Here is a 13074-nt window from a genome sequence, read left to right as displayed (position 1 = left end):
ATCTAGCATCTAGCATCTAGCATAAAAACATACAGGATTCACATGTACCAACTTAGCTTTTCTATGCCCGAATTTCTTGAAAACTACTGGCATAAAAAACCAACCATCTTGAAAGGTGGCTTCCAAAACTTCGTCGACCCAATTTCGCCGGAAGAACTTGCTGGTTTATCGATGGAAGAAGAAGTGGATTCTCGCTTTGTCTCTAACCTCGACAATCAATGGACTGCAGAACATGGTCCATTCTCAGAAGAGAAATTTGGCGAACTCACTGAAACACATTGGCAATTGATCGTTCAAGCGGCTAACCACTGGCATCAGGGTGCCAATCAGCTGACTGAAGCGTTCCAAGCGTTACCAAACTGGTTATTCGACGATCTAATGATCTGCTATTCAGCACCAGAAGGTGGCGTAGGCCCCCATATTGATCAATACGATGTATTCATCATTCAAGGCCAAGGTAAACGCCAGTGGAAAGTCGGCGCAAAAGATATTGGCCAATACAAAGAGACCGTTCAAGCTTCTGCACTTCGTCAAATCAAAGGTTTTGACCCGATCATTGATGAAACTTTAGAGCCAGGCGATATCCTTTATATCCCACCAGGTTTCCCGCATGAAGGGAACACTTTAGAGCCGTCAATGAGCTACTCTATTGGCTACCGCTCCCCTAAAGAACAAGAGCTGATCAGCAACTTTGCCGACTTTGTACTTGCTCATGATATGGGTGATGTTCACCTGCATGATCCAGAGTTCAAAACGCAAGAAGGCTACGGCAAAATTCGTTCATCGGATTTAAGCAATCTCACTGACATGTTGAAATCTGCACTAGAGCAACCTGAAACCATCAGTGAATTCATGGGGTGTCTGCTAAGCCAATCACGCCACCAGCTAGATATCGTCGCTCCTGATCCATTATGGACAGAAGAAGAGATCGCCCAACACTTAGAGTCAGAAGGCGAGATCTGTCGAGTATCGGGATTAAAGGCGCTATACCATGAGAATGAAAGCAACACAGCTTACATCAATGGAGAAGTCGTTAAAGTTGAACAGGCTGATTCTTCGCTACTAAACGTACTGTGTGATAATTCGGTAATTAACTCAACAACTAATCTTTCTCCTTCAGGTGTAACCGTCGTGACGGAATTGGTGAATAAAGGTTACTGGTTTATCGAAGACTAACTTCGTTAATCGGTTTCGCGGATATCGCCAAGCCCTAGAGCGTTAGAACCCAAGAAAAATAAAAGGGACAAATGAAATTTTCATTTGTCCCTTTTTCTATTCAATTGTTAACTAAGCTTAAAAGCTATACAGTGAACAACTAGACTAAACCTTGAACTGATTAACCAATTTCTGCTGCTGTTGGGACAGTTGGTCAATTTCGCTACCCACTTGTTCAGAAGCTGCGGCTTGATCCAAGATCTTCGCACTCAAATCACGGATATTAACGACACTTTGGTTCACTTCACCGGAAACCGATTGTTGCTCTTCTGCCGCTCTCACGATCTGGTTGTTCATATCACTGATCGCTTCTATAGAAGTAAAGATCGAACCCAGATCTTCGACCGCTTTTTGAACATGTAATGCCGTGTCGTTAGCGAGAATATTACCTTCTTGTATCGCTTCAACGACATCTTGAGTGCCCGCGTGGACTTTGTCGATCACCGCTCTGATTTCACCAACCGATGACTGTGTGCGGCTTGCGAGATTTCTTACCTCATCAGCAACGACGGCAAAACCTCGACCTTGCTCACCTGCACGAGCCGCTTCAATCGCGGCATTCAATGCCAGTAAGTTGGTTTGCTCAGAGATCCCTTCAATCACACTTAAGATCTCAGTGATGTTACCGTTATTTTTAGCCAACTCTTCAACAATAGGCACGGCACTCGACATACGATCCACCAGCTTTCTCATTTCACCGGCAGAAAGCTCGATAACCTGTTGGCCTTGCTGAGCAGAACGATTTGCCTCGCAAGCCGCATCAACAGCTATTTCAGCATTTTGTACCACTAAGCCCGAAGTCTGAGTCATCTCTTCTGCCGCGGTCGCCACAAGATCTACTTCTTTAAACTGAGACTCACTACTTTCACGAGTGCTTGATGCAGAGGCCTTCGCTTGACTTGTCGTGCTCGCCACTTGCTCAGTGGTCTGAATCACCTCTTTAATAGTGTGTTGAAGCTTGTCTAAGAACAGGTTAAACCCTTGTGACAACTGACCAATTTCGTCTTGAGATTTCACTTCCAAGCGTTGCGTTAAATCACCTTCACCAGAAGCAATATCGTTCAGTCTCTCAACCACCTGTCGAATAGGCTTAACAATGGACAGTGAAGCAAAAGCGATGATCGCTAGACCGAAAAGAATAAAGCTAATACCCGCAATCACTTCAGTCTTAATACCTTCACTTAGCTTAGTACTAATAATGGCATCCAATTGATTCGCGTCAGCAACCACACTCTCTCTTGGAATCTCAAACAGCACACCCCAAGTTTGGTTGGCGGCAACAACAGGTGCAAATGCGAGTAACCACTCACCATTCTCACTCCATTGAGTCGTGACTTCACCACCAAAGATAAAGTCCGTCATTAGATCGCTACTTGTATTGTTGCTTTGAAAACTCGAACCAACCGCAATACTTTGATCATCAGAAGCGATAACGGAACCATCTAAACTCACGACGTAAACCGCGCCTGCACCTTCAAACAAGCTTTGATCCGATTGAGTGACAACATTGGTCAAACCATCGAGCCTTAAGTCGATGCCCAAGAAACCAATCGCCACATCATCAACGATGATAGGCACCGAAATCGAAGACGTAAGCAGTTCTTGACCACCGCTACTCACAACTCTTGGCGTACTAATACACGTTTGGCCAGATGACAAAGGACAGAAAAAGCGTTCGCTATTGCTGTTATCACTCAATGTTGATTCTGATAACACGTTTGGAAGAACGTTCTCGCCATTATCTGCGACCTTCCAATAAGGAGCAAAACGCCCTCTTTCATTCGAGCCGACATAATCCGCATCGACATAATTCGCATCTTCAGCATCAAGTAAATCGGGCTTGAAGACTAGGTAAGCTCCTTGAATAGAATCAAAGTTCAAAACAGAACGACGAACCATTTCATCTAACGCAGTACGAAGCTCTTCACTTGGGGTAAAGTTTTCGTCTGCGTTGTTCTTTAGAAACTGAGCACTAGAAGCCAACATTTCTGCTCGATAAATAGCTTCATCGACATAACGTTGAGTTTCCTGAGCATTAAGCTGAGAAACGGATGCCAACAACTGTTGAGTTTTGTTAATCACCGATTCTGAGCTTTGAGATTTTATGACCTGTTGATTGCTCGTCGCGTTGTAGATCGAGAAACCAATGAGAGACAGTGACGTAATGATTAAACAACAACCTGCTAAGAGGGTTATTTTCCACTGTACTGATAGAGAGCGCATTTAATATCCTTATTTAAGCCAAAAGACTTCCATAACCGTAACCATCACATTAGTAACAAACTGCTATGCACAATGTGAATGAGTTAGACGAATAGCTTAGCGGATAATTACAGCACAAATTACGTGCATATAAAACGAAAGTTTATAGAAATGTTAATAAATCGTGTACTTTGTCTGTTATTGCTTTGATTTCAAGAGCTTTCAGCTTGTCAGACTTAGGCTTCTTTGTGCCTACGCTTCCGGTCATGAATAACGCAAATTGATTCAGAGTAATGCAACATTTTAAGGAAGCCAATGACTCCTTATTATTTTATAACCCCAATAAAATCGGATTAGTTTTTATAATCCAAGCTATAGATTTTTATCTTGATCAACTTCACACTTTTTGGTTGCTAAGTAGACGCTCAATCTCTAATATCTCGCGCCTAGATTCCCAGGTTACTTTACTTATTTGGCTCTCCTTAATGGAACGCCAAGGCTTTTTACGTCCTAATTTTTGGAGAGATACGCAAATGTCCGCCACGTTTCCATTAGCGAAACTTACCTTTTTAATCGCTATTCTGACTGCCGTGGGTCAAATGACTCAAACGATGTACGTGCCTTCTATCGGTCATATGGCGGGTGAGTTCTTGGTTTCAGCATCTTCGCTTCAAGCTGTGATGGCGTGCTACCTGATCCCTTATGGTCTGTCGCAATTTGCATACGGTCCACTTTCTGATCGCCTAGGTCGCAAACCAATCATCGTTGTCGGTTTGATCATCTACATCATCGGTACTTTGGTGGCATTGTTTGCTCACGAATATGAATGGTTCTTAGCAGGTAGCTTTATACAAGGTTTGGGCATCGGTTGTGGTGGTGCGATGTCTCGTACATTGACTCGCGACTGTTTTGAAGGCGCAGAACTGCACCGCGCAAACAGCTTAATTAGCATGTGTGTGATTTTCTCACCATTGATGGCTCCTGTATTAGGTGGGTACTTAACAGAAGCTTTCGGTTGGCGTTCTAGCTACTTGTTCCTGGCGCTGTTTGGTATCGCAGTGGTGCTCACCATGATGACGAGCATGATGGAAACTCTGCCAAAAGAACGACGCAAACATGAATCGGTTGCCAACAGCTACAAGTTCGTTCTATCTGACAAACGTTTCCAAGGTTTCTTATTGGTATTGGTCGCAACATTTGCAGGTGTAGCGGTATTTGAAGCTGCGGCAGGTGTATTACTTGGCGGAGTACTTGGCTTGCCAGCAACCACAGTAAGCTTGTTGTTTGTATTACCCATTCCAGGTTACTTAGTCGGTGCTGGCCTATCCAGTTACATCGCACAACGTAGCAGTGAGCGCCGCGCTCTGAATGTTGGACTAGTTGCTATCTTGGTAGGGTCTACCGTGGTGTTGATACCAGGTCTATTTAGTCAAACAACAGCATTAACTTTGATCGGTGGTGCTACGATTTACTTTTTGGGCGCTGGTCTCTTATTCCCGGCGGCAACAACAGGGGCGCTTTCGCCATTCCCGTACCACGCAGGTACTGGAGGTGCAATTTTGGGTGGTATGCAAAATCTAGGTGCTGGCATCGCAACACTACTGGCCTCGTTCTTCCCAGCTCAAGACCAACTTCCGCTCGGTTGCTTGATGATTGCAATGTCATTCATCGCCATGCTTGGTTTACGTTGGGTTAATCGTAAACCTGACCATTCAAACGAAATGCCATTGGCTATCTAAAGTAAACTCTACCTCAGCTCAAACAACGAAGAGGGACAGACTGAAAAGTGTGTCCCTTTTTCATTGCACGTTTCCCCCAGCTCACATCTACCATCGATTCCATTAAACATTACTTTGATTTATTGAAAACAATAACAGACACTTACGCTGAAAGTACCAATCCAGAATCCCATTATAAATAACATCACTGGAAGAAAACTAACCACTAAAGGATGCTGGCATTAAAACGAGTAAGGTACACAATAGGATATACAGATGCGTTTCGCTTTAACCACATTAGCCGTATCGGCCGCACTTGTCGCCGGATGCAGCAATCAAGGAATAACAACCATGGACCACAACTCTCCATCGCAACTCATCGCACATCAAACCCAAGCTCCCGTAGCTAAGAAAGTCCCTCATGCAATGACGATTCATAGTGATACCCGAATCGATGGTTATTACTGGATGCGTGATGATGAGCGCCAAGACCCAGAGATCTTGCAGCATCTTGAGCAAGAAAACCAGTACGCAGAGGCCGTGCTGAAACACACTGAAGCATCACAAGAACAGTTATTTGAAGAGATCAAAGGCCGAATCGCAAAAGACGACCATTCGGTTCCAGTTCGCAAAGGCAGCTACTACTACTCGAATGAAGTCACAGGTGACAACGAATACCCAGTTCACTTGCGTGAAAATGACTTTTTAGGTACAGACAAGCAAGTCATCTTAGATGTTAACGAACTAGCAAAAGACCATGAATTTTTCAGTATTGGTGGCTTAACGATCAGCCCAAGCGAAAACTTGTTGGCCTATGGCGAAGACACGCTGAGCCGCCGTATTTACACCATCAAGATTAAAGACCTCACGACAGGTGAATACCTAACAGATGAAATTGAAGGAGCTTCGAGCGCTATTGCATGGCAAAACGACAACCAAGCCTTTTACTACATCAAAAAAGATCCACAAACATTACTTGGTTATCAAGTTTACCGCCATGTGTTAGGCACACCTCAAACAAGCGATGAGCTAATCTACGAAGAAGCCGATAGCGCTTATTACACCTCTTTAAGTAAAAGCAAAGATGGTGAACAGGTCTACATTTGGCACTCGAGTACAGAAACCAGCGGTGTTTCAGTCATAGATGCCAACAACCCAAACGCTAAAGCTGAAGCTTTCTACCCACGAGAAACGGGTATCGAGTACAGCATCGCTAAGCTAGGTGATTGTTACTACATCTACACCAACTACCAAGCGGTCAACTTCCGTTTAATGAAAGTCACTGCTGAAGAGATGCATGACCGCTCTAAATGGGTCGATGTCATTCCTGCTGACGAGAATACTCAGCTTGTTGACTTCGAGCTGTTTGATGACCATCTGGTTTACGAGCAACGTGCGAATGGCTTGTCTACAGTGAAAGTTCGTCAACTCTCAACAGGGAAAGAGTTCCCACTTGAATTTAACGACACTGCTTTTGCTGCTTACCTAACAAGTAACTATGAATTAGATAACTCAAAAGTTCGCGTCTATTGCAGCAGCTTAACCACACCAGGTACTTACTATGATTTCGACCTAAGTTCAGGAGAATCCGAAGTCATGAAACAAACACCTGTATTGGGTGATTTCGAAGCGGATAACTACCAATCAGAGCGAATTATGGTAACGGCTCGCGATGGTAAGCAAGTACCTGTCTCTCTGGTTTATCGCAAAGATTTATTCAAGAAAGACGGCACTAACCCAATCTACCAATACGGCTATGGCTCTTACGGATCTACGATCGAACCTACCTTCAGCTCAACTCGCCTAAGCCTACTGGATAGAGGTTTTGTTTTTGCGATCGCTCACATCCGCGGTTCAGAGATGCTCGGGCGCCCTTGGTATGAGGACGGCAAAAAGCTAACCAAGCAAAACACGTTCAACGACTTTATCGATGTAACCAAAGGGCTAGTTGAAGAAGGCTACGGCGCACAAGATAAAGTGTTCGCCGTTGGTGGTTCTGCTGGCGGTCTATTGATGGGCGCAATCATCAACCAAGCACCAGAACTGTACTGTGGCATCGGAGCACATGTTCCGTTTGTGGACGTTGTCACAACCATGCTTGACGAATCGATTCCTCTTACCACCAACGAGTATGACGAATGGGGCAACCCGAACGATAAAACCTATTACGATTACATGCTAGGTTACTCACCATATGACAATGTGAAGGCTCAAAGCTACCCGAACATGTTGGTAACAACAGGCTTGCATGACTCACAAGTACAATACTTTGAACCCATGAAGTGGGTGGCGAAGCTGCGTGAGATGAAAACAAACAACAACGTGCTGCTGTTCAAAACCGATATGGAAGCCGGTCACGGTGGCGCTTCTGGTCGATTTAAGCGATTAAAAGAAGACGCACTTGAATACGCGTTCTTTTTAGACTTGCTAAAGACTCAGTAGATTCTGCGTAAAAGTGAGTATTCACACCATTTTGTCGCCATTTAGGGGCGACAAAATGGCGACAGAAATTATTAAGCATGCTTAAATACGATTAATCATGAAACCCACCAAATCAGCAAGCCCTTGAAAAGCAAGCAATCACAAGGGTTTACGAGAGGTATAAAAACAAATGAAAGTAATTAGCTTCAACATCAATGGCCTTAGAGCCCGTCTTCATCAGCTTCAAGCTATTATCGATAAGCACCAACCTGATGTGATTGGTCTACAAGAGATCAAAGTGCACGATGAAGCCTTCCCACTAGCCGATGTTGAAGCTATGGGTTACAAGGTCTACTTCCACGGTCAAAAGGCTCACTACGGTGTGGCGATGCTTTGTAAGCAAGAGCCAATTTCGGTACAAAAAGGCTTTCCTACAGACAACGAAGACCATCAAAAACGCATGATCATGGCGACGTTTGAAGACGACAATGGTGAGAAGATCACTGTGCTAAATGGTTACTTCCCTCAAGGCGACAACATTAAGCATGAAACCAAATACCCGTACAAGCGCCAGTTCTACAAAGACTTAATGACGTACCTGAACGATTACCACAACAAAGATGAACAAGTGATTGTGATGGGCGACATTAATATCAGCCCTACCGATATTGATATCGGTATTGGTGAACCTAATGCAAAACGTTGGTTGAAAACAGGTAAATGTTCTTTCCAGCCAGAAGAGCGCGAATGGTTGAAAATATTGATGGACTGGGGCTTTGTGGACAGCTTCCGTTTGCTACACCCTGAAGTGAACGATCAATACTCATGGTTTGATTACCGCTCAAAAGGCTTCGTGGACAACCGCGGCCTGCGCATTGATGTGGTACTTGCGACTCAGAAGCTTGCTGACAAGTGTACTGAAGCGGGCATCGACTACGAACTACGCGGCATCGAAAAACCGTCAGATCACGCGCCAATTTGGTCGACGTTTAAGTAGTTACTTTTAGGTAACAGAACTTAGCCATATCAAGTAGCTGGTAAATCGTGTTCACTAGGCTAACCAGAAGCGAATAACGAAAGAGAGGAGTTAATATCTCCTCTCTTTTTTCTTCGTGACTCTATCTGCCATATACCTAATTAAGCGGCCAAGCGGTCGTGCCGTCAACATCTAACGGCGTCTTAGCAAATTCATCTAAGCAATAGCCTTGATTAGACGATGCAAAATATGTCAAAGGCATGTTACTTAGACTAAGAGCTGTGACTTGTTGCTTCGCTTTATCACTGAAACTGAATCCCCACATATCTAAGTATTGCTTCATATCCCTTTCTGCTACGTAGCTTAATGCGATAAGCATCCAGTCATTGTTGGTGATGCCTTCGGCTTCTTGTTTGGTGTAATCAGAAAAACCAATAGAGCCTTTACCGTTGTTCCAAAGAGTATCACTGGCTTTCAAGCGATTAAACTCGCGTTCAATCAAGTGTAAGCGCCCTAGTAAATGCCAACCTGAATTCAATACACCTTGCTGCTCAGTCAACATCATCATTTGAATGAACATACGAGCCCCCCAACTCCAACCCGTTTGATTTTGAGCCGCCATAAAAGCGTTTGGATCTGGCTGAGTTCGGCTCTGCTGTAAAAGTTGATACTGCCCTTTAAAGTCTAGGCTTTGGCAAGACGATACCTTTGCCGTATCTTTGTAATACTTTGATTTACTGAAATACGAATAGTAGTTGGTTGTTGAGTGGCCTTCCCACCCAGAGAATCTAAAACGCCCTCTTTCCAGTCCATGACCAAGCTCGTGCAAATCACCATGCCCTAGAGGATGAAAAGACCAATAAGCATCGTAAGGGTTTCCTGAACAACCGTAACCACAAGTCGCTTGATCGGCATTCATGTGCTTTACAATATCAATGTTCGCAATTTCCCAGCCCTTTGCCTCTCCGTATTGGTGTATTTCAGCAATTTCATCAATTCCTGGCCCTTTGAAACCCGCAAGTGCATGAGGAAGGTTGTGTACGTAACGCTCTGTGGCGAGAGCCATATCATGCGGCTGTGCCCAATCAGAAGCTCCGATAGACTCTTTCATCTTGTCTAGTTTAGAGTGAACTTCAAATCCGGGAGTCACCAACTCAGCCCAGTCAAAGTTACCTTCTTCGAGCTGCGCGACAAAGCTATCGTTGTCCGCTTGACTTCGCCAAACAGGGTGTTGGGCAACATTTTCAAAACGCAGCTCTACATCGATATCGTTGGTATCAAAATGAACTTGTAATGTCCCGCCATAGGCAGAGGTCAGGTATATCGTTTCTCCATGTTTTACGGGGTAAGTTACCGAAGTCAAAAACTTCGGCCTTGCATAGCCGTCTTTACCCGAAAACTCATGAGTCGCACCGCTACGTAGTGTGTTAAGGGCAATCGACGTTGCCACTTTGTTATTATCTAATCGCGTCACTTTGATCGTCTTACCCGGTAAGGCATATACACCCGCCGCACGGAAGTTTTTCTTTGACTCTAAAGTAATAATCTTGGTGATGAGAGGGACATTCTTAAAGTTCTTGGTGCTGAAGTTCCCTAAACTCGGCTGTGCTGCGTTATGTTGTCGAGTGTTGTATGTCGCGTAATCACTGTAATACGACCGAAGAAAGTCGATTCTATCTGTTACGTCTTTACCCATTGGGTACTTAACGTCTTGTCGGTAGCGATCAGCAAGTAGCAGTAACAGCTTTTCATATTCGTAGTTCTTGGATGCAAAGAGATCAATTTTTTTGCTATCAAGCGTCGTTAGGTGTGAACGAATACTGTTCGCGGCCTTATAGAACTCTTCATCCATGTTGGACTCATCTGGGCAAGATTTGTCATCACATAAATTCAAGTCAACAGTGAAACTATCGAGTTTCAGGCGCTGTAAAAGTGCTTGTTGTTTGACGATATTATCTGGCATTCGATCAATCAGTTGCGTTGAATCCCAATTTGACAGCCCTAGCCTGCGCCAATAGTTATCACCAACATACGTCATATGCATTTCTGCAAATAGTGCGTTGCCTAAGTCCGTCATACCGCCATCAAGATGCAAATACAGTACGGGAATCTTTTTGTTGAACGCCAAACGTAACCCCGTCATTACATCGTTAATTTCGTCACCATCATTTAACTTTTGAGACAAAATCAATAAATCAGGGTTGTTCGTTTCAATACATTGGCTTAATTTGCTGCCGTCACAGGCGTTATCATCATTGATAACCATCGAAGGATTGATGTTGCTCGTTAGCCAGTTTCGCGTTGCTTTGTCATCAGGAAAATAATAAGACTGATCCATCTGAGCCAAGACAACATTCTTAGGTGAACTTGTGCCTGATGCCCAACCCACCAAGTTTTTCAACCACACTTCCATTTCTGCGTTGACTGAATCCGTTGAACGTTGCTTAGTTCGAAATGGGTTACTTGTTAACGCAGCGTAACGACTACCGCTCGATGTATAACCTGCAATACCAATCGCAAGCTCTTGGTCAGTATATCCACTCTGCATCGCTTTATTGGTTTGCAGGATGACATCGTTGAAGCCGTAAGTTGGTAAGATTATCGCGGCATCGTGTGTTGGATCCCAATGAAGATTGCGCAGCGGCGTGCCGTCTGAATTTTTAGACAGAGACTGTTTAATTTGACTGTAATCAGATTTGTATTGGGCAACGAGCGTTTGGCTGGCGTCAATAAACTCATTGGCATTAGATACAAGGGATGCATCTCCGGATTCAAGTGCTTTTTGTACCGCCGTTTTACTCGGAGGTTGAGCGGAATCACTAGAACCACCACATGCAGAAAGTAGTAGAGACGACGGCAGAATTAGACACAAAGATAAAATGTTTTTTTTCATTGTTATACGACACTCAAAAAAATTGGAGCAAGTGTATCTATGGGTTTACTTAAGTCAATTGATTCGACTAATGGGTTCGTAATTTATGGAGTGAATTTAACAAATACCACTTAAACTTATTAGAACCCGAACAATTGAATTGAAATTAAAAACGGCGCTACAAGAGCGCCGTTTATCTAAGAAAATCTGTATCGTAGAGTTAACTTAACGGCCTTAAGTAAGCAAGGAAACGCTTCTCTGCAAATTTAAAAATCGCAATGATGATAAACGTTAGCGCCATGTAGAATAGACCTGCAGTTAGGAAAGACTCGAATGGAGCGTAGTAGCGAGAGTTGACCAAACGTGCAGCACCAGTTAGATCCATAATGGTTACGATACCTGCTACCGCTGAACCATGAAGCATAAAGATAACTTCGTTACTGTAAGCCGGTAATGCACGACGTAGAGCACTTGGTAAAATGATGCGGCGGTATGTCTTGGGTGTACTCATACCATACGCTTTTGCTGCTTCAACTTCACCTTTCGGTAAGCCATTAATAGCACCACGAATGATCTCTGCTGTATATGCTGATGTGTTAAGAATGAATGCTACTAGAGCACAGAACCAAGCGTTTTCCCAAAGCGTGTCTTTTACTGGGAAAAACTGGTCCATACCGTAGTAAATCAGATACAACTGCACCAATAACGGCGTACCACGGAAGAAATAAATGAACGACCAAGCTGGTGCATTAATCATCATATTTGGACTGTTACGAGCGATAGCTAATGGTATGGCTACGAATAAGCCAACAATCAAAGCGACACAAACCATCCAAGCCGTTGTCCACAAACCACCAAGGTAAATCGGCAGGCTTTCAATTATCAATGAAAAGTCCATAACTACCTCGCGTGGATACTGAATTTACGTTCAACCAGCTTAAGTAAGCCCGTCGAAACACTGGTGAAGAATAAGAAGATGATTGCTACCGTCATATAGAAGGTAAATGGCATTTTGGTTGAACCCGCCGCCAGAGCGCTAACACGTACCATGTCTTCAAGGCCAATAATAGAAACCAGCGCGGTAGTTTTTAGTAAAACCAACCAGTTATTACCAAACCCCGGCAGTGCGTGACGAATCATTTGCGGTAATAGAATACGACGGAACGCTAAAACAGGGCCCATGCCATAAGCCTTTGCCGCTTCCATCTCACCGCTGTCGACAGCCATTATTGCACCACGGAAGGTTTCTGCCATGTACGCGCCAAAGATGAAGCCAATAGTTAAGACACCAGCAATAAATGGACTAACATCGATATAATCAGGTAGGTAAGCGGTCCATTCGTGGTTAGGGTCACTTGATGTGAACCACTCATTGAGCCACTCATTGATGGAATACAAACTGTTGTTTAAAAGGATTTGTCCACCAAAGAAAATCAGCATCATCAATACCAGATCGGGTATGCCGCGAATAACGGTTGTGTAGAGGGTTGCAATAGCACGAGCCCAGCGATAAGGCGCGAGTTTAGCTAAGGCACCTAGCATACCAAGAACCATAGCTAAAATTAGCGACAGCAAGGCAACTTCAATTGTAAGCACCGCCCCTTTCAGGATCGACGCTTCATATCCTTGTAAATCAAACATAATGAATTCCAACAGAACTGCGAAAAAGT

Annotated in this window: 8 protein-coding genes; 4 read left to right on the top strand and 4 right to left on the bottom strand. The window is 44.0% G+C overall.

All coding sequences use genetic code 11. From position 1 onward, the window contains the following. Positions 1-42: 42 nt before the first annotated feature. The gene (locus ACED60_RS15545; protein ID WP_371727938.1) at positions 43-1176 is read left to right on the top strand and encodes a JmjC domain-containing protein; all 1134 of its coding nucleotides are present in this window, start codon (positions 43-45) and stop codon (positions 1174-1176) included. 144 nt (positions 1177-1320) lie between these two features. Here the strand turns inward: ACED60_RS15545 and ACED60_RS15540 are convergent, their stop codons facing one another. Beyond that, on the bottom strand, positions 1321-3438 hold the full coding sequence (locus tag ACED60_RS15540; RefSeq protein ID WP_017097702.1) for a methyl-accepting chemotaxis protein: 2118 nt from the start codon (positions 3436-3438) through the stop codon (positions 1321-1323). Positions 3439-3950: 512 nt separating this feature from the next. Between ACED60_RS15540 and emrD the strand changes: the two genes are divergently transcribed. The 3 genes from emrD to xthA all read left to right on the top strand — a co-directional run bounded on the left by emrD (position 3951) and on the right by xthA (position 8553). Continuing rightward, positions 3951-5156 (top strand): multidrug efflux MFS transporter EmrD, encoded by a 1206-nt coding sequence (gene emrD / locus ACED60_RS15535; protein WP_371727937.1) that lies wholly within the window; start codon positions 3951-3953, stop codon positions 5154-5156. A gap of 330 nt (positions 5157-5486) precedes the next feature. Further along, the gene (locus ACED60_RS15530; protein WP_371727947.1) at positions 5487-7577 is read left to right on the top strand and encodes a S9 family peptidase; all 2091 of its coding nucleotides are present in this window, start codon (positions 5487-5489) and stop codon (positions 7575-7577) included. Positions 7578-7746: 169 nt separating this feature from the next. Beyond that, positions 7747-8553, top strand: a complete 807-nt coding sequence (xthA, locus tag ACED60_RS15525; RefSeq protein WP_017097699.1) for an exodeoxyribonuclease III — start codon at positions 7747-7749, stop codon at positions 8551-8553. Positions 8554-8689: 136 nt separating this feature from the next. Here the strand turns inward: xthA and ACED60_RS15520 are convergent, their stop codons facing one another. From ACED60_RS15520 to ACED60_RS15510, 3 genes are all read right to left on the bottom strand, one after another. Then, positions 8690-11425 (bottom strand): ImpA family metalloprotease, encoded by a 2736-nt coding sequence (locus ACED60_RS15520; protein ID WP_371727936.1) that lies wholly within the window; start codon positions 11423-11425, stop codon positions 8690-8692. Between the two features lie 199 nt (positions 11426-11624). After that, a complete protein-coding gene (locus ACED60_RS15515) occupies positions 11625-12302 on the bottom strand; it encodes an ABC transporter permease (RefSeq protein ID WP_009846321.1) in 678 nt (225 codons plus the stop codon). 2 nt (positions 12303-12304) lie between these two features. Beyond that, positions 12305-13045, bottom strand: coding sequence for an ABC transporter permease (locus tag ACED60_RS15510; protein WP_012603591.1), 741 nt, complete (start codon positions 13043-13045; stop codon positions 12305-12307). Positions 13046-13074: the final 29 nt, after the last annotated feature.

Source organism: Vibrio sp. 1F279 (assembly GCF_041439815.1).
Taxonomy (GTDB): domain Bacteria; phylum Pseudomonadota; class Gammaproteobacteria; order Enterobacterales; family Vibrionaceae; genus Vibrio; species Vibrio tasmaniensis_A.
This window is presented reverse-complemented; position numbering and strand designations above follow the sequence as displayed.